This window comes from Pseudomonas sp. NFACC32-1, assembly GCF_900101215.1.
Classification (GTDB): Bacteria; Pseudomonadota; Gammaproteobacteria; order Pseudomonadales; family Pseudomonadaceae; genus Aquipseudomonas.
On sequence record NZ_FMUL01000021.1, the window covers coordinates 41,206 to 59,608 of the forward strand.

The 18,403-nt window shown below is 61.0% G+C and carries 18 protein-coding genes; 11 read left to right on the forward strand and 7 right to left on the reverse strand.

Going from position 1 to position 18,403, the window contains the following annotated elements; all coding sequences use genetic code 11:
• Positions 1-22: 22 nt before the first annotated feature.
• Positions 23-2,011, forward strand: coding sequence for a DNA ligase D (ligD, locus tag BLP99_RS24055; protein ID WP_072391117.1), 1,989 nt, complete (start codon positions 23-25; stop codon positions 2,009-2,011).
• 48 nt (positions 2,012-2,059) lie between these two features.
• On the opposite strand, the gene lpxO is transcribed toward ligD, so the two are convergent.
• Positions 2,060-2,959: a lipid A hydroxylase LpxO gene (gene lpxO, locus BLP99_RS24060; RefSeq protein WP_072391114.1), complete on the reverse strand. Its 900-nt coding sequence runs from the start codon at positions 2,957-2,959 to the stop codon at positions 2,060-2,062.
• A 304-nt stretch (positions 2,960-3,263) separates the two neighbouring features.
• On the opposite strand from lpxO, the gene BLP99_RS26675 reads away from it, so the two are divergent.
• On the forward strand, positions 3,264-3,398 hold the full coding sequence (locus BLP99_RS26675) for a hypothetical protein (RefSeq protein ID WP_256327893.1): 135 nt from the start codon (positions 3,264-3,266) through the stop codon (positions 3,396-3,398).
• A 450-nt stretch (positions 3,399-3,848) separates the two neighbouring features.
• On the opposite strand, the gene BLP99_RS24070 is transcribed toward BLP99_RS26675, so the two are convergent.
• Positions 3,849-4,841, reverse strand: coding sequence for a fimbrial protein (locus BLP99_RS24070; protein WP_092181950.1), 993 nt, complete (start codon positions 4,839-4,841; stop codon positions 3,849-3,851).
• Positions 4,838-5,590, reverse strand: a complete 753-nt coding sequence (locus tag BLP99_RS24075) for a fimbrial biogenesis chaperone (RefSeq protein ID WP_168199565.1) — start codon at positions 5,588-5,590, stop codon at positions 4,838-4,840. The genes BLP99_RS24070 and BLP99_RS24075 overlap by 4 nt, the downstream gene beginning before the upstream one ends.
• A gap of 770 nt (positions 5,591-6,360) precedes the next feature.
• Between BLP99_RS24075 and BLP99_RS24080 the strand changes: the two genes are divergently transcribed.
• Positions 6,361-7,947 carry an ABC-F family ATPase gene (locus tag BLP99_RS24080; protein WP_072391104.1) on the forward strand — a complete coding sequence of 529 codons (1,587 nt, stop codon included), beginning with the start codon at positions 6,361-6,363 and terminating at the stop codon, positions 7,945-7,947.
• A 183-nt stretch (positions 7,948-8,130) separates the two neighbouring features.
• Positions 8,131-9,324 (forward strand): MFS transporter, encoded by a 1,194-nt coding sequence (locus BLP99_RS24085; RefSeq protein ID WP_092181953.1) that lies wholly within the window; start codon positions 8,131-8,133, stop codon positions 9,322-9,324.
• On the opposite strand, the gene BLP99_RS24090 is transcribed toward BLP99_RS24085, so the two are convergent.
• Positions 9,318-10,355, reverse strand: a complete 1,038-nt coding sequence (locus BLP99_RS24090) for an alpha/beta hydrolase family protein (RefSeq protein WP_072391098.1) — start codon at positions 10,353-10,355, stop codon at positions 9,318-9,320. The genes BLP99_RS24085 and BLP99_RS24090 overlap by 7 nt on opposite strands.
• A gap of 208 nt (positions 10,356-10,563) precedes the next feature.
• Positions 10,564-11,172, reverse strand: a complete 609-nt coding sequence (locus BLP99_RS24095; protein WP_076407100.1) for an FMN-dependent NADH-azoreductase — start codon at positions 11,170-11,172, stop codon at positions 10,564-10,566.
• A 128-nt stretch (positions 11,173-11,300) separates the two neighbouring features.
• Here BLP99_RS24095 and BLP99_RS24100 point away from each other — a divergent pair, with 128 nt between their 5' ends.
• The gene (locus BLP99_RS24100; protein WP_072391092.1) at positions 11,301-12,209 is read left to right on the forward strand and encodes a LysR substrate-binding domain-containing protein; all 909 of its coding nucleotides are present in this window, start codon (positions 11,301-11,303) and stop codon (positions 12,207-12,209) included.
• Entirely contained in the window at positions 12,206-12,559 is a 354-nt protein-coding gene (locus tag BLP99_RS24105) for an MmcQ/YjbR family DNA-binding protein (RefSeq protein WP_072391089.1), read from the forward strand. Before BLP99_RS24100 ends, BLP99_RS24105 begins: the two co-directional genes overlap by 4 nt.
• A 1-nt stretch (position 12,560) precedes the next feature.
• Here the strand turns inward: BLP99_RS24105 and BLP99_RS24110 are convergent, their stop codons facing one another.
• Both BLP99_RS24110 and BLP99_RS24115 read right to left on the reverse strand, forming a co-directional pair.
• Entirely contained in the window at positions 12,561-12,989 is a 429-nt protein-coding gene (locus BLP99_RS24110) for a DUF1294 domain-containing protein (protein WP_072391086.1), read from the reverse strand.
• Between the two features lie 11 nt (positions 12,990-13,000).
• Positions 13,001-13,831, reverse strand: coding sequence for an undecaprenyl-diphosphate phosphatase (locus tag BLP99_RS24115; protein WP_092181956.1), 831 nt, complete (start codon positions 13,829-13,831; stop codon positions 13,001-13,003).
• Between the two features lie 239 nt (positions 13,832-14,070).
• Between BLP99_RS24115 and BLP99_RS24120 the strand changes: the two genes are divergently transcribed.
• The 5 genes from BLP99_RS24120 (at position 14,071) to BLP99_RS24140 (ending at position 18,358) form a co-directional block, all read left to right on the forward strand.
• The gene (locus BLP99_RS24120) at positions 14,071-15,705 is read left to right on the forward strand and encodes a methyl-accepting chemotaxis protein (RefSeq protein WP_072391079.1); all 1,635 of its coding nucleotides are present in this window, start codon (positions 14,071-14,073) and stop codon (positions 15,703-15,705) included.
• Positions 15,706-15,880: 175 nt separating this feature from the next.
• Complete coding sequence (gene pnuC, locus BLP99_RS24125; RefSeq protein WP_072431116.1) at positions 15,881-16,444, forward strand: nicotinamide riboside transporter PnuC; 564 nt, start codon at positions 15,881-15,883, stop codon at positions 16,442-16,444.
• Complete coding sequence (locus BLP99_RS24130) at positions 16,441-16,965, forward strand: AAA family ATPase (protein WP_072391072.1); 525 nt, start codon at positions 16,441-16,443, stop codon at positions 16,963-16,965. The genes pnuC and BLP99_RS24130 overlap by 4 nt, the downstream gene beginning before the upstream one ends.
• A 366-nt stretch (positions 16,966-17,331) precedes the next feature.
• Positions 17,332-17,778, forward strand: a complete 447-nt coding sequence (locus tag BLP99_RS24135; RefSeq protein ID WP_072391069.1) for a hypothetical protein — start codon at positions 17,332-17,334, stop codon at positions 17,776-17,778.
• A 1-nt stretch (position 17,779) separates the two neighbouring features.
• Entirely contained in the window at positions 17,780-18,358 is a 579-nt protein-coding gene (locus BLP99_RS24140) for an adhesin (RefSeq protein WP_072431118.1), read from the forward strand.
• Positions 18,359-18,403: the final 45 nt, after the last annotated feature.

Here is an 18,403-nt window from a genome sequence, read left to right on the forward strand (position 1 = left end):
CAGTACTGCAAGGGAATCTGTCATGGCCAAGGCCGATAGTGAATATGCCCGTTCGTCCGGCACCGAACCGGACACCGTCACGACTCGCGACGACAACCGGCGAGACGACAGCCTTACCGATAACCGGTTACCCGAACGCCTGTCCCCACAACTCGCTACGCCCGTGGAGCAACCACCGGCCGGCGATTGGCGTTATGAAGTCAAATTCGATGGCTATCGACTGCTGGCCCGCATCGAGCATGGCGCGGTCCGCTTGTTCAACCGCAATCACCAGGACTGGACCGAGCGCCTCAAGCTGCACGCCGATGCCCTCGCCGCCCTGGGCCTGGGGGACAGTTGGCTGGACGGTGAACTGGTGCTGCTCGACGATACCGGGCGATCCGACCTGGCGGCCCTGCGGCAGGCTTTTGAGATCGGTCGCACCGTGGACCTGCTGTATTTTCTGTTCGATGCGCCATTTCTCAATGATCGGGACCTGCGCCAGGTGCCGGTGGAAGAACGGCGAGCTGCGCTGAAAAAGGCCCTGGCCAACAATGCCAGCAAACACCTGCGGTTCTCCGAAGCATTCTCCGCCAGCCAGGACGAGATCTTCGAGAGTGCCAGCGCCCTGTCGCTGGACCGTGTGGTCGGCAAGCGCCTGGGCAGCCCCTACGCGGGCCAGCGCAGCGTCGATTGGGTCAAACTCAAGTGCCGGCTGCGCCAGGCCTTCGTGATTGTCGGCTTCACCCGTGCGCAAGGCACCCGCAGTGGTTTCGGTGCGTTGCTGCTGGCGGTCAACGGCCCTGCGGGGCTGACATACGCCGGTCGGGTTGGCACAGGATTCAAGCAAGCCCAGCTCAAGGGCTTGCACGAGCAGCTCTTGAGGCAGGTGCGTGACACTTCGCCCCTGAACGTTCCCCTCAATACGGCACAAGGGCGCGGCGTGCAGTGGGTCGAGCCAACCCGCGTCTGTGAAATCGAATTCGCCGAGTGGACCCGCGACGGCCTCGTGCGCCAGGCAGCCTTTCTCGGCCTGCTGGCCGACACGCCAGTCGACCAGGTGGTGCGAGTGCAACCCTTGCCGATCAAGGCCATGGCACCTGAACCCAAGCGCGGCGCAAAACATCGCGCGGTGCATGTCGGCGGCGTGAAGATCTCTCATCCCGAGCGGGTCATCGACAGTGTCAGCGGCGTGCATAAGGTGGAACTGGCGCAATACTACGCGGACATCGCGCCATGGATCCTGCCCCATCTGAAACAGCGCCCGGTGGCCCTGCTGCGGGCACCGGATGGAATCGGTGAAGAGCAGTTCTTCCAGAAGCATGCCGACCGCCTGGAAATTCCCCATATCCGCCAGCTGGATCCGGCCCTGGACCCTGGCCATGCCGCGCTGATGGAAATCGACAGTCCACGGGCACTGATCAGTGCGGCTCAGATGGGGACGGTGGAGCTGCATACCTGGACCGCGACCCACGACCGGATCGAAACCCCCGACCTGTTCGTCCTGGACCTGGATCCGGACCCGACACTGCCCTGGAGCGCCATGCTGGAAGTCACCCGCCTGACATTATCGGTGCTCGACGAATTGGGGTTGCAGGCATTCCTCAAGACCAGCGGCGGCAAAGGCATGCACGTTATCGTGCCGCTGGCGCGCAGTGAAGGATGGGACACGACCAAGGCGTTCGCCAAGGCCATCTCTCAATTCATGACCCAGCAGATGCCCCAGCGGGTGACCGCCACCATGGGGCCCAAGAACCGGGTCAGGAAGATCTTCATCGACTACCTGCGCAATGCCCGGGGCGCCAGTACGGTAGCCGCCTATTCGGTACGCGCCCGGCCCGGCCTGCCGGTGTCGGTACCGATTGCCCGGGCGGAACTCGATGGCCTGCGTAACGCCCAGCAATGGGATATCCATACCGCACTGGAGCGAGCCAGGGGGCTGGGCGCCGATCCGTGGGACGGCTACAACCACCGCCAGCGGATCACGGCCCGGATGTGGCAACAACTGGAGGCCGAGAAGCCCGGAGAGTGAGCTGCTCGCGTCCCGACACCGTGCAGGAACGGGACTGCGGCAGCCCCCTCAGATCCAGACGAAAATCGCCAACAGCCCACCGAAGAACGCCCATTTTTGCAGGTAATACAGGGTACGGTTGCGCTTCTTCAGGGCCTTGCCTTGCAGGCGGATCCTGTAGAGCCTGGAAAACGCCCGGTTCAGCCCGCCGGTCCTGTCGCCAGCATCGTTCGGTGCACCGGCGGCCGCCATTACGGTGCGACTGAACCAACGGTTGAAGGCACTGGCCCAGCGGAATTTCATCGGCCGCTCCACGTCGCAGAACAGGATGATGCGGTTGTGAGGCGTGGTGTTCTCGGCGTAATGGATGAACGTCTCGTCGAACATCACCGCCTCGCCATTACGCCAGTGGTATTGCTGGCCATCGACATTGATGTAGCAGCCAGGATCGTTGGGCGTATCCAGGCCCAAGTGGTACCGATACGAACCGGCATACGGGTCGCGGTGCCGGACCAGCTTCGAGCCTGGCGGCAACTCGGCGAACATCGCCGCCTTGATCGACCCGATGCCCTGTACCAGCTCGGTAGTGCGCGGACACAGCTTCATGGCCGAAGGATGGCTGTCGCCGTACCACTTGAGGTAGAAGCGCTTCCAGCCCGTCTTGAAGAACGAGTTGAAACCGACATCGTCATATTGATTGGAGCGCTTGATTTCTCCTGCCTTCAGCAGGTTCTGGCCTTCTGCGCGAATTTCTTCCCAATGGGCCTGCAAGGGGCTCAGGTCGGGAAAATCGGCCGTTTCCAGGTAAGGCCTGTTGGGCAGTTTCGAACACAGGTACAGCAGGCAATTGATAGGCGCCAGGAAGGAAGAATGGTCGCTCAACTGCCGACCGAGCTTGTGCCGCACACGCCCACGCAAGTGCACATAGCCGATGGAGAGGATATAGATCGCAACAATGATGAGTTTCACGCGATTCGTCACACAGCTTAAGTGAACGGACTGCTCTCCCCACCAAGCGGCAGCGTGAGGGCATCTGAAAGATGGCATTTTAGCCACACTTTGTAACTGAAAGTTACCCTCAATTGTGAAAAACTGTCATGCCCGGCCCCCCTCCCCAAGCGCCCTCGGCCCAGCCACGCCCCCAGACAATGTCATAAGGACTGAATCAGAAGCGCCGATGCACTCCAGGCATCAGCTCCCTAGAAAAAATGAATTAGTCACTTGCCCGCTCGGTCAAGAATTATGAACGCAGTAATCTGACGAGGTAACAGAGATGACTATCGAAGCAGAGACACTCGTGCAACTGACCGAAGCGCTTCAAGAGCAAGGCATGGTTCTGGTCTCGGACGTGGCATTCACCCGTGCACCCTACCGGCAGAATCATCGCTGGATCTGCATCGTGGAGTAGCGAGCGCCATGACGGGTGGGCCCGTCCTGCGCGCGGGTGATCGCCAGCTGTTTTCGCCTTGCCTGACCTTCATCTCAAGACTTTTGTGCAGAGCCTAGGGTGACGGAGTACCACCTTCGACCGGTCGTCCATCAAGGGCAGGCATCGGGTCCGTCTGGACCCCGGTGGATAGACAAGCCCAGGCTTCATATGCACGCCTATGGCGAGAGACCGCCTCATCCCAGCGAACCCCTGAAACTTCGCGAGAAACGACGAGCATCATGAGATGATTCGTGGCTGCATCGAGATCGAGCAGCAGGTGATGGGCGTTGAAGCGAAAATCGTCAATCGAAGGCATGAGGTCACACATGAAATCGGCGGATTACCAGGGATCAGGTGCCCTGCCACGTAGAATCATTGTGACACCACTTCGATTGACGATGTGAAAGCCCAGACGATCGGTGGCCTGGGCTACTTGTAGTACACGTCAAAGATAGCGCCGGCATTGAAGCTGCCCAGCTTGGGTTTATCCGTGCGCCACTTCAAACGAGCCTCGAATTGCTTGCTGTTACTGGTCGAGCTGACTTGAGGAATCACCACGAACGCGTTGTTGAAGCGCAGCGGGGTGTGGTTGTCGGCATCCAGGATTTCGATACCGACCGAATCATTATCCTTGGGCACCAGGGTTCCCATACTGTCGTATAGAATCGCGTTCTCCGCGGGTCGCAGAATCCCGTTCAAACCATACACGGCGGTACCTTGACAGGTACGTTGTTCAAAGAGCGAGAAGGTGGCACGCTTGATTTCAAGCCCGGGAGTTGCGCCAGCACTGATGATATTTCCGAAACTCATGGTAGTAGGGTTCACGGTAACCGTGGACGAACAGGGGATGAGGTTGGCGGTGAGGCCTTTGACCACTACAGAGAGCAACCCCGAAATAGGCTGCCCCTCCTTCCCAATCGTATAGGGAACATAGTTGTTCAGGTCTACTGTCCTGGTCTGTGAAGTCGTGCTTGCAGCGGTCTTTTTTAAAATAAACAAAGAGGCCTTGTAATATCCGAACTCATTGACATTTATCTGCCCTACCGACGTACTGTTCGTAGGCATGGTCCTTGCGCGCACAGACTTGGTAACAGACGGGCGATAGTCAGTGCCATTCAACGTCACCCCGACTTCTATATCCGGACCAAAATCCCGGCCGAGGGGATTAAGAAAAAAATAGGTCGCAAACGTCGAAGGTCCTAACCAGCAGTTGTAGTTCAGGTCCTGGGCGGGCATCCGCCATACTACCGTTCCTGCAGGTGCCGAGTCGGGTATCGTTACAGAGGCATTGATTTGCAAGGCTTGCGTAGTTGCATGAGTGTAGGTGTTGTCACAGGTGTATTGCACCTCGCTCTGGGCCTTGGACTCAGACACATTGAAACTCAACGAAAGCGCTGCCAGGATACTTATTGCTTTATTCATATCGGCGATCCTGAATTAGGTGTGGAACGCGTCACAGCCATCACATGCGGAGTTCTATCGCCCTCATCCGTGATGAACGTGCTGGTAATCCTGGCTATTGGCTTTGCACAATCGGCCAGCTGTACATCCCGTGTAGAAAAGGGGGGCAACATCAGGTGCGCCACGGGTTTCCCACACACCCGCCCCTGCCGATCAAGGAATTGGACATCCGTGAGAGTCTGGAAATAAGGCGAATCATTGTGAGCATCGAGGATGGCATCTTTTGATTGGGTCGCCTGCCGCCAATACAACCTGGTAAAAGCTTCTGTCGGAGACATAGGCAACGCGGGGCGGAAAAATACCTTCAGGCGGTGACGCAGGACAATCTGCAACCTGTTCTGCTCCGCAGGAACCTTTGGAATATCCATCACACTCAATAGAAAACAGGATTCCCGATCCCGAGGAAGCCCAACCCCTTGATACAGAATATCAACCGTCTGCTTGTCTCCGGGCTGAATCTCAATTAATGGTCTTGAAAGCGCAAGCGGCAAGTCGTCCAGAGCTTGCTGATCATCGCCATCACCAAATGTGACCTGAGCCAGCACGGCTTGCTTGCCAACATTTTCGATCGTAATTGTTTTTGCCTTGTCCCTGGCATTGAAGACGAACCGGGTCGTCCCACCGAAATCAACATCTGCCGCCGCCAGTCCAGTAAACGTTATCGTTTGAGACAGTAGCCAGACCAAGGCACCGAACTTGATAAACCGCATAAAACAAACCATCCCTGCCACAAACAAAATCATTCATTGAAATTGCAAGCTTCCCGCCAACGACCAGACAGAACCATCAATACTCCCAATATTCGGCTGCAGCCCGGCACTGGTTTTTTTATAACATCGAGCATCGATTCATTCCAGGAAATGGCCGCTCTTTAAGAATCGTCTTAATTCCGGCAATCGATCTATAAAACAATAACCAGGTATTGGGCTCAGCTATATAACATCGGCAAGCGAAGGGCCGCAGTTACGCAACATCGTAAACTGGAAAGACGAATCACCACTTGCAGTTGGTGAAACCTGATCTGGCACTGATCGGCGGATAGCGCTTTATCGGTTACATGCGGATCGATCGATGTGCCTGTCGACAACCTCCCGCGAGCGACCTTACGTACCCGAGGAGATCGGCAGGCCATTTACAGCGCAGCTCCATGAAAGCCAGGCCGGCAGCTCTGGCCCTCCAACCCTCCTGCGAAGCGATCACGCGCTCCCGCAAGGAAGCCCGCTGATGAAGGGTCAGGTGCGGATGCGCTTTCGGCTGCCATACAACTGCCGTCATACTTATGCGACAATGCGCGCAACGTCCAACATGCCCCCCGCATTCATCGCTCAGCAGCTTGGCCACAGCGTCCAATGTTGCTGGCGACGTATGCGCGTTGGCTCAACCTCAAGCTCGGACTGGGCGGAGCTGGAGAAGCTCCGAATGGATACCACATCGGTATCAGGGAAAATGACCAGCTCTAACCCATTGATAGGTAAGGTAATTGATCTCCACAGCTAACATCACCATGCAGTTCGGCGCCAAGCCGCTGTTCGAAAACGTTTCGGTCAAGTTCGGTGCGGGCAACCGCTATGGCCTGATCGGCGCCAACGGTTGCGGCAAGTCGACCTTCATGAAAATCCTCGGTGGCGATCTCGAGCCGTCCGGTGGCCAGGTGATGCTCGAACCGAACGTACGCCTGGGCAAGCTGCGCCAGGACCAGTTCGCCTACGAAGCCTTTACCGTGATCGACACGGTCATCATGGGTCACGAGGAACTGTGGAAGGTCAAGGCCGAGCGTGATCGCATCTACTCGCTTCCGGAAATGACCGAAGAAGACGGCATGGCCGTAGCCGAGCTGGAAACCGAGTTCGCCGAGATGGACGGCTACACCGCCGAGTCCCGTGCCGGTGAGCTGCTGCTGGGCCTGGGCATTCCGCTGGCACAGCATTTCGGTCCGATGACCGAGGTGGCGCCGGGCTGGAAACTGCGGGTCCTGCTCGCCCAGGCGTTGTTCTCCGATCCTGAAGTGCTGTTGCTCGACGAACCGACCAACCACCTGGACATCAATACCATCCGCTGGCTGGAAAACATCCTCACGGCGCGTAACAGCACCATGATCATCATTTCCCACGACCGGCACTTCCTGAACAGTGTCTGCACCCACATGGCCGACCTGGACTACGGTGAGCTGCGCCTGTTCCCGGGCAACTATGACGAGTACATGATCGCCGCGACCCAGTCCCGCGAGCAGCTGCTGTCGGACAATGCCAAGAAAAAAGCCCAGATCGCCGAGCTGCAGACCTTCGTCAGCCGCTTCTCGGCCAACGCCTCGAAAGCCAAGCAGGCCACTTCCCGCGCCAAGCAGATCGACAAGATCCAGCTCGCCGAGGTCAAGCCGTCGAGTCGCGTGAGCCCATTCATCCGGTTCGAGCAGACCAAGAAACTGCATCGCCAGGCAGTCACCGTCGAGCGTATGTCCAAGGGCTTCGACGGCAAGACCCTGTTCAAGAACTTCAGCTTCACCGTCGAAGCCGGCGAACGTGTGGCGATCATCGGCCCCAACGGTATCGGCAAGACCACCCTGCTGCGCACCCTGATGGGCGAACTGACACCCGATAGCGGCTCGGTGAAATGGACCGAAAGCGCCGAGCTGGGCTACTACGCCCAGGACCACGCCCATGACTTCGAAGACGACGTCAGCCTGTTCGAATGGATGGGCCAATGGACCCAGGGCGAACAGATGATCCGGGGCACCCTGGGTCGCATGCTGTTCTCCAACGATGAGATCCTCAAGTCGGTCAAGGTGATCTCCGGTGGCGAACAGGGCCGCATGCTGTTCGGCAAGCTGATCCTGCAGAAGCCCAACGTACTGGTGATGGACGAACCGACCAACCACCTGGACATGGAATCCATCGAAGCGCTGAACCTGGCGCTGGAAAACTATCCGGGCACGCTGATCTTCGTCAGCCACGACCGCGAGTTCGTGTCGTCCCTGGCCACCCGCATCATCGAACTGAGCGCCGACGGCGTCGTCGACTTCAGCGGCACTTATGACGACTACCTGCGCAGCCAGGGTGTGATGTTCTAGGACCGTCCCCAACGGCCAATGAAAAGCCCTGTCCAATGCGACAGGGCTTTTTTGCATTCGGCATCCCCATAGGCGCGAGCCGGGTTCAAAGGCCTTGGCCCGGCCATTTAGTTAGCCTGCTTTCTTTTCTCCCCATCTCGCGCCATCATGGACCTCTCCCGCCGCCGCCCGCGAACGAGCTCCATGTCAACGCCTCAATCCGCCCCCAGCTCCCTGTCAGTCACCCTGCAGATCGTCTCCATCGTTTTCTACACGTTCATTGCCTTTCTCTGCATCGGCCTGCCGATTGCCGTATTGCCGGGCTACGTCCACGAGCAACTGGGCTTCAGTGCGGTGGTGGCCGGATTGACCATCGGCTCGCAGTACCTGGCGACCCTGCTCAGCCGGCCCATGGCCGGGCGGCTATCGGACAGCGTCGGCACCAAGCGGGCGATTGTCTACGGTTTGTCGGGTATCGTGCTCAGCGGGGGGCTGACCCTGCTCTCCACCTTGCTGCAAAGCCTGCCACTGCTGAGCCTGCTGATCCTGATCGGCGGCCGGCTGTTGCTGGGGGTGGCCCAGGGCCTGATCGGCGTAGGCACCATCAGTTGGTGTATGGGCCAGGTCGGAGTGGAACACACGGCCCGTTCGATTTCCTGGAACGGCATCGCCTCTTATGGCGCGATCGCCATCGGTGCCCCCCTGGGAGTGGTGATGGTGGGCGACCTGGGTTTCGCCAGCCTGGGGGTCGCCTTGTCGCTGCTGGCCGGTGGGGCGCTGTTGCTGATTCGCAATAAACCGTCGGTGCCGGTGGTTCGTGGCGAGCGCCTGCCTTTCCGGGCGGTATTCGGCCGTATCGCGCCGTTTGGAACGAGCCTGTGCCTGGCCTCGATCGGCTATGGCACGCTCACGACATTCATAACCCTGTTCTACCTCAGTCGCGGCTGGACCGGCGCGGCCTGGTGCCTGACCGTCTTCGGCATCTGTTTCATCCTCTCGCGCTTGTTGTTCATTTCCAGCATCGGCCGCTTCGGAGGGTTCAACTCTGCCATTGCGTGCATGAGCATCGAAACCCTCGGGCTGGTGTTGCTGTGGCTGGCGCCTTCCACAGGGTTCGCCCTGGTGGGCGCGGGGCTGGCCGGTTTCGGGCTGTCGCTGGTGTACCCGGCGCTGGGCGTGGAGGCCATCAAGCAGGTGCCGAACACCAGCCGCGGCGCGGGATTGAGTGCCTACGCCGTCTTCTTCGACCTGGCCCTGGCGATTGCCGGGCCCATGATGGGCGCGGTGGCGTTGAACCTGGGTTATTCATGGATCTTTTTCAGCGCCGCTGTACTGTCGATCAGCGGCCTGGCCTTGACCCTGCTGCTACGCCAGCGTGCCGGAAAAGCCGCTTATTGATCCGCGGTCCGCAGGCCGGCGCGGGTCGGCCTACCCAAGGCCTGGCTGAAAAAGCGCCCTGCTTCGGAGATCATGGTGCGGTGGATGTCCTTGCGGTCGACGCCATCGGCATCGGTGCAGAGCGCAGGCATCGCGGCGATCTGCTCTTCAGTGCAAGGGGCCATGAACACGAAATGCCCGGCCCCGGCCAGGGTCTTGAAATCCGGCGCGGTGGGCAGTTTGCGGGCCAGGGCGGCGGCATTCTTGTCAAAGGCCACCAACTTGTCGCCATCGCCGCTGTACAGCAGCACCGGCACATGGACGTCGGCCAGGGTATGACGGCCGAACTTCAGGCTCAACGGCGCCATCAACAACAACGCCCGGACCCTGGGGTCGGCCACCGGATGCAGGTCGTCGCGGTCGGCAATCAGCTCGCCCTGGGTGTTGCAGGCATCGCGATCATCCGGCCGCTCATGGCAGTAGCGACGCAGGCGATCGAGATCCGGGGTGGCGCCCGACAGGATCAACGCGGTTTCGCCGCCGGCCGAATAGCCGATCACGCCCACCTGCCCGGCATTGACGAACGGCGACAGCATCGGGTCGCTCAACGTTGCGGTGATGGCTTCGGAAATCTGGATGGGCCGTCCGTACAGATTGCTCAAGGTGCCGAGCCGGCTGTGGTCCTGGGCGTTATCGCCCGGATGAATCACCGCCACCACCACGAACCCCTTGCGCGCCAGGGACGTGGCCAGGTCATGCAAGGCCAGCGGCGTACCGGTGTTGCCATGGGACAGCATCAGCATGGGAAAGCGGCCGATGGCGATCCGGGCGTCCGGCGCGGCATCGATCTCATAGCCTTCCAACCGGCTGGTCTGCTCCCGGGCGGTCGACGGATAGAAGGCGATGGCACGCATGGGCTGGTGGTCCAGCGGATCGAGGAAGCTCAGCTCATGGAAACCGGCACTCCAATGAGGCTCCAGCCCCGGTGCGGCCTGTACTGTCACCAGGCTGCCGAGCAAACCAAGCAGTAACCCTGCACCAAGACGCTTCATCGACTCTTCCACCTTCACCAGCGAACGACAGAGACCTGTCCGCTCGCCGCCCTGACGTGCACCCGGCAGCCAGAATACAGCGTTTTACAAGGGTTTCGATATGCACGGTAAGAACAAGCCCGCCCACGACAGCGATGTATCGCCCGGCATCGCTGCTGGATGACACACCGCTATCGCGGGCGGGCCGCTCCCGGAGGATTCAACAGCGTTATGCGGCGGCGAACTGCTCGCCGATCTGCAGCTTGGCTTCGCTCATGGCCTTGGTGCGCATGTCATCACCGTAAGCCAGGCCTTCGGCCCGGACGATCTCGATGTCGGTGATGCCGAGGAAACCGAACAGCAGTTTCAGATACGCTTCATGGCCCACGCCGCTTGGCTGGCCGGCATGCAGGCCGCCGGCGGTGGATACGATGACCAGTTTCTTGTTGCCGCACAGGCCTTGCGGACCGGCTTCGGTGTAGCGGAAGGTCTGGCCAGCGACGGCGATACGGTCGATCCAGGCCTTCAATTGGGTCGGGATGGTGAAGTTGTACATCGGCGCAGCCACTACCAGTGCATCCGCCGCCAGGAATTCGGCCAGGGTGGCGGCGCTGAGCTGCGCCTCATGCTGCAGGGCGGCGTCGCGCAATTCGGCGCTGGTACCGGCCGCCACCAGCGTCTGGGCGGAGAAGTGGCTGATGGCGTCGGCGGCCAGGTCGCGATAGGTCACCTCCACGTCCGGCTCGGCGGCTTTCCAGGCCTGGACCACTTCGCGGCTCAGCTGGCGAGAAGCGGAGTTGTCTCCGAGGATGCTCGAATCGATGTGCAGAAGTTTCATGAAGTGCTCTCCAAGTGGAATCGCTACCGAGGCGATCGATTGGTGACAATCCTACCGATGAAACCAATGGCCGATTAGCCAGCATTGATGCGATAGTTCGTTCCACTGACAGGACAATCGGGCTTTACATGCAAGACCTCAACGATCTGTACTATTTCGCCAAAGTCGTCGAAGCCGGTGGTTTCGCCGCCGCCGGACGGGCACTGGGCATTCCCAAGTCACGGTTATCCCGGCGCATCGCCGAGCTGGAAGAACGCCTCGGTGCCCGGCTGCTTCAACGCACCACCCGACAGTTGAAGCTGACCGCCGTGGGGGAACGCTACCTGCGCCATTGCCAGGCCATGCTGCTGGAGGCCGAAATGGCCGACGAAGCCGTGGCAAGCATGTCCAGCGCACCGCGAGGCAGGCTGAGGGTTTCGAGCCCGGTGGGGCTGGCCCACGAGATGCTGCCCGGCGTGGTGGCCGACTTCCTGGAGAAATTCCCCCAGGTGCAGCTGGAAATGATCCTGCTCAACCGTCGCGTGGACCTGGTGAGCGAAGGCATCGACGTGGCGCTGCGGGTGCGCGACCTGGGGGACGAGGACCCGCTGCTGATGACCCGGCGCCTGCGCCAGGCACGATTGATCATGGTGGCCAGCGCCGCCTTCGTCGAAGGGCACCGGATCGAGACCCCGGAAGACCTCAGGCAATTGCCCGTGCTGGGTGCCCTGGAAGCCGACCGCCTGGTGCACCTGCGCCTGCTCAATGCCGATGGGGAAAGTGTCGACCTGGCCCTGGAAGCGCGCCTGGGCATCGACGATTTCATCGTCCGCCGCGCCTGCGCCCTGGCCGGCCTGGGCTTTACCCTACTGCCCAGCATGTATTGCGAACAGGAGTTGAGGGACGGCACACTGGTGGAACTATTGCCAGGCTGGTCGCTGCCCGATGGCTGGCTGCAGGCCGTCTATCCCCACCGACGCGGACTGCTGCCGGCGGTGCGGGCTTGGATCGACCATCTGGTGGAAGCCTTTGCCCGTTGTGGAGACAGGACGCTATGAGTTTGAGCGAAGAGGACGTCGCCCGCTTCTGCCTGGGCCTGCCCGGCGCCAGGGAAGATTACAAATGGGGCGGCGTGCGGGTGTTCTCCATCGCCGGGAACAAGATGTTCGCCTTGCAGGGATTGCGCGGTGACTCCCTGGCGTTCAAGGTCGACAAGGACCTGTTCCTGGGCCATTGCGATCGACCGGGCATCCACCCGGCCCCCTATCTGGCCCGGGCCCAGTGGATCATCATGCAGACGCCCTACCCGCTGGGCGCCGAAGAACTGCGGGGCCTGCTGCAACGCTCCCATCAACTGGTGGTCAGCAAGCTGCCCAAGCGCACCCAGGTCGGCTTGCTGTTGCCCTGATTCAGAACAGCGCCAGCAGATGGCCGCCCAGGAACAACTGATCGATCCAGAACACCTGATGCAGCACCACGATGAACCAGAACACCACCTGGAACGATACCTTGCGGGTCTTGTGGCGGAACATTTGCTGGGCGAGCAATGCCCCGGGCCAGCCGCCCGCCAGTTCCATGGCGTGCAGGACGTTCTCCGGGGTGCGCCAGGCCTCGGCGCGGGCCTTGCGCTTGTCATTCCAGTAGAGCAGAAACGTCATCAGGCTGACGGCCCCGTAGGCCGCCAGCGGCAGCCACGACGCCTCTTGCAGCCAAAGCAGCAAGGAACCCAGCAGTGGCAAGGCGCACAACAGCGCAAACACGACCCACTTGAGCCGCAGGTTCTGCACGCCACCCGCCGCCTGACGCGTAGCAGGCTTGCGCAGGCCCGGACCGTTCATGGCCGGCCCTTTCATGGCTGGACTGTCGCCCAATCCACCCAGCCGAATTGCCAGGTCGCCAGGATCAACAGGCCGAACGCGATCCGGTACCAGGCAAACACCGCGTAGCTGTGGCTGGCAATGAACCGCAGCAGCCCCCTGACCGCGATCATGGCGAAGATGAAGGCCGTGATGAAACCGATGGCGAAGACCGGAAAATCCGCCGGAACGAAGAGCTCGCGATACTTGTAGCCCGAGTAGACCGCCGCGCCGACCATGGTCGGCATCGCCAGGAAGAACGAGAACTCTGTCGCGGTCTTGCGCGACAAGCCGAACAGCAAGCCGCCGATGATGGTCGAGGCCGAGCGCGAGGTGCCGGGAATCATGGCCAGGCACTGGGCAAGTCCGACCTTCAGCGCGTCTTTCCAGGAAATATCGTCAACGGTTTCGGCGTGTACTTCATGCTGGCGCCGCTCGGCCCAGAGCATCACCAAACCGCCCAGCACCAGCGCAGTGGCCACCGTGATCGGGTTGAACAGATAGTGGTGGATCAGGTCGGCGAACAGCACGCCCAGCACCACCGCGGGCAGGAAGGCGATCAGCAGGTTCGCGGTGAACCGTCGGGCAGAGGGTTGGGTGGGCAGGCCCAGTACCACGTCGAAGATCTTGCGTCGGAACTCCCAGACCACCGCCAGGATCGCCCCCAGCTGGATGATGATATTGAACGCCATGGATCGTTCGCCACCAAAATGCAGCAAGTCGGCTACCACGATCTGGTGCCCCGTGCTGGAAATCGGCAAAAACTCCGTCAAGCCCTCTACAACGCCAAGAATCAGTGCCTGTAAGGCGGTCCACAAATCCATTCATCCCCCAAAAAAGACCTGGTATGCGCAGGCCTCATCGATATTCAAGTGTCAAGCCAGTGCAAAAGCAGCGGGAGCACGATAACGGCGACCGTTCAAAAAAAACCAATGAAAGATCGACGCCAGGCTCAGGTTTTTCGCCGCGAGGCCGAAATCCTATCAGACAAGCCCTGATAACGCCGCCGCGTTATGGCCCAAGCGCCGCGGACGACAAGAACAAGAAACCGGAGTGACAGCGTATGAATAGTTTGCGCAGTGTATCGATCAGTCGACGCTTGTGGCTCATCCTGGGCGTGGCCATCGTGATGATGTTCATGTTGGGCGCCTTGATGCTCAAACAGATCCACACCGACCTCCATCAGGCAAAGGTGCAGAAAACCCAGCATGTGGTCCAGACCGCCAGTGGCGTGCTGAACTACTACCATGGCCTGGAAACGGCCGGCACGCTGACCCGGGAGGCCGCGCAGAAGCAGGCCCTCAATGCCGTGCGGGGCCTGCGCTATGACCAGAACGACTATTTCTGGATCAACGACCTGACCCCGGTCATGCTCATGCACCCCACCAACCCCAAGCTCGAAGGCCAGAATCTCTCGGCGATCCGCGATCCGAACGGGTTCGCGCTGTTCAACGAAATGGTGTCCATCGCCAAGACCAAGGGCGCCGGCATGGTGAACTACCTGTGGCCGAAACCGGGCGCGGAGGCACCGGTGGGCAAGACTTCCTACGTCACCCTGTTCCAGCCCTGGGGCTGGATCATCGGTTCGGGCGTGTACGTGGATGACGTACAGGCCGAATTCCTCGCCCAATTGATCAAAGCTTCGGTGATCGGCCTGGTGATCGCGCTGATCATGGGCCTGCTGTTGGCGCTGATCGTGCGCAGCATCGTGCGGCCGTTGCAGGAGACGGTCCACGCCATGGCGAATATCGCCAGCGGCGAAAGCGACCTGACCCGGACCCTGGACACCCACGGGCAGGACGAAGTCACCCAGCTGGCCCGGCACTTCAACGCCTTCACCGCCAAGCTGCGGCAGGTGGTGAGCCAATTGCAGGCCTCCGCCGGTGCCCTGGGGCAATCGTCCAATGAACTGGGCAACGACGCCGCACAAGCCCAGGAACGCAGCCAACAGCAATCGCAACAGATGGAACTGGTCGCCACGGCGATCAACGAAGTGACCTACGGCGTGCAGGACGTGGCCAAGAACGCCGAACATGCCGCCAGCGAAATGCGCGACGCCGAATCCCAGGCCCAGCAGGGCCAGGTCAACATCGACGGCAGCCTGCAGCAGATCGACCGTCTCTCCCAGACCATTGACCAGGCCGTGGAAGTGATTCGCACCCTGGCGAGCGAAAGCACCCAGATCGGCAGCGTGCTGGAGGTGATTCGCTCCATTGCCGAACAGACCAACCTGCTGGCCCTCAACGCCGCGATCGAGGCCGCTCGCGCCGGGGAACAGGGTCGTGGCTTCGCGGTAGTGGCCGATGAAGTGCGGTTGCTGGCCCAGCGCACGCAAAAGTCCACGGCGGAAATCCAGTCAATGATCGAGCGCCTGCAGAGCCATTCCGAAGCCGCGGTGAAAGTCATCAGCGACAGCAGCCGTGCCTCGCAACTGACCATCGAACAGGCCGGCCTGGCCGGCGCCAGTCTCAACGCCATCGGCCAGGCCCTGCGCAACCTCAACAGCCTCAACGCCTCCATCGCCAGTGCCACCCTGCAACAGGCCCACGTGGTAGAGGACATCAACCAGAACGTGACCCAGGCCGCCGGCCTGTCCCACAGCACCGCCCTGGCGGCGGAACAGTCGAGCCTGGCCAGCGCCCGGCTCAGGGAACTGAGCGAACAATTGAACGGACTGCTCAAACAGTTCCGCGTCTGACGACCACCAGGGCGGGACAACCGCCCGTCCTGGACCTGTGTGGGAGCCAACCTGCTCCCACACAGGTTCTATGCAGTTTCCCCGGAATCGATGCTGGCCCCCACGGATGGAGGTTGGAGCTATCCCCTGCATACCGTTTACAATCCCCGCCCCTTCCACTCCCTGAGGAACCGCCATGTCCGGGCTCGAACTGTTTGCCGCAGTCCTCGGCGTGATCGCTGTCTGGCTGACCGTCAAGCAGAACCCCTGGTGCTGGCCGATCGGCCTGGTCATGGTGTTGCTGTACACCTGGATCTTCTTCGGTGTGAAGCTGTACTCCGATATGTTGCTGCAAGTGGTCTACGCCGTGCTGCAACTTTACGGCTGGTGGCAATGGACGCGTGCCGGGCAGCATCATGACGGCCGGCAGGTGACACGCCTGGGAGGGCCTTCGGTGATGCTCGGGCTGGCCATGGGCGCAGCCGCAAGCCTGATGCTCGGCGCGGCAATGGCGCACTGGACGGACGCGGCGCAACCCTGGCTCGATGCGGCGCTCACCGGCTTCAGTCTGGTGGCTCAATGGTGGATGGCGCAGAAACGCGTGCAATGCTGGCCGTTGTGGATCGTCCTGGACGTGATCTTCGTGGGCCTGTTCATCTACAAGGGCTTGTACCTCACCGCCGGGCTTTATGCCCTGTTCACCCTGCTGGCCGTGCAAGGCTGGCGGGAGTGGCGTGCCGACCCGGCCTTGCGCGCATGAAGGTGGTGGTGCTGACCGGCCCGGAGTCCGCCGGCAAAAGCTGGTTGGCCAAGCAACTGCAGGAACAGTTCGGCGGCTTGCGGGTGGATGAATACGTTCGCCACTTCATGGAACGACACCGGCGCGATACCTGCCTGGCGGACATCCCTGATATCGCCGCCGGACAACTGGCCTGGGAAGACGCGGCACGCGTCCGGCAACCGACCCTGCTGATCCTCGACACCCATCTGTTGAGCAACATCCTCTGGAGCCAGACGCTGTTCGGCGATTGTCCGCACTGGCTCGAACCCGCCCTGCTGGCGCGCCACTACGACCTGCACTTGCTGCTGAGCCCCGAGCAGGTCGACTGGACCGGTGACGGCCTGCGCTGCCAACCCGACCTGAAGGAACGCATGGCGTTCTTCGAAGCCATCGAGCAGTGGCTGGTCCGTCACCACCGTCCTTACCAGGTGATCGAAGGTGACTGGACGCAACGTCGGGACCAGGTCTTCGCTGCCGTGGCTCGACTACTGCGTACCTGAACGCCGGATTGTCCCTGAACCCGCGCCACCCTTTACAACCGGGCCTATTCCCATCGTTGTGTTTCATCGATGCAACACCTGCCTGGCGCCAAACACGGATCCAAGGCTGTTTCATCATTTTGCCATCGCGACTGTCAATTTTTCGGACACTGCCGCCAGACACTGGATCCAGAGCCAGCGGACCGCCTGCCGCCCGTCGGGCTCTGCCGGCCTTGTCTCAGCAATGAAACAGGTTGCGTAGGCGGCCCTCTCGGCTCGCCAACAAGCCATTGAATACAAAGGTTTTTCAGAAACCGGCACAACTACTGCTCCGCCCCCTTCGCAGCGCTGGACCAAGGCCAGCCCACCGAAGAAGGAATCGATGCCGTGGGGACTTTCAAGAGACGCTTGACCTGCCTGTTGCTGATCGGCTGCGCCACCAGCGCAACCCTCAGCCTGCCGGTACAAGCCGAAGGAAATGGCGTCATTGTGCTAGACCGTGACGTGCAGCCCATCCACATAGGTCGCAACGGCGGCAAAGACCCCTACCCGACCACCGTCAACGCCAACCCCTCCGATCGAATCCATCAGGCTACGACCAGTACCGAATTGAGCGACGGCGACTTCGCCAGCGTCGCCAGCGGCTCGTCGATCCGCAACACGGTCAATACCAATACCGGCGTGCAGGGCCTGAACGTCGTGACCAACCCCAATGGCATGCCCGGCATGAGTGCCGGCCACGGGGGCGGTAGCGGTGGTGCGATTTCCGGCACCATCAACCGCTCGCTGAGTTCCGGCCTGGCCCCGCTGGGTCGATTGGCGGGAGGACAGTGACATGAAGCCGGCCCTGTTGCTGCTCGCCCTGCTCGGCCCTTGCGCCGCGTTCGCCGATCCGGGTGCAGCGCTGGTCAGCCATGCCAACCTGCAGGACTCCGGCGGCCGCTACACCGGCAACCTCAACGTCAACCAGGCGGCCGGCGACCAGACCCAGCAGACCAACACCCGGGCCATCGCCATCGGCACCGGGGCACAGGCGACCACCCGCGTTCACCAGCGGCTGGATACACCGGCCAATGCTTCCATGAGCGCCACCGCCCGCATCGGCGGTCATTCATTCACCAACGGCAACGGAGTACTGGGCGTCAACCAGTCCGCCGGTGCCAACAACCAGATGGCCAATGTCATGCGGGTGGGCATCAGTGCCCAACCGCAGGGCATGGACGACAGCGCGCTTTCTCAGCAGAACGTGGCGTTGTCATCGAACTCAGGAGCAACTGGCGCCCCAACCGGAAGCCGCCAGGTCGTCACCAGCGACCAGGCATTCACCGGCAGCCGTGGGGTCATCCAGGTGAACCAGAGCGCCGGGGTGGGAAACCGCATGGCTAACACCCTGAGCATACGGGTCGCTGACTGACCCGGAATAAAAACAAGAAACAAAAAACTGACACTTCACCGACGA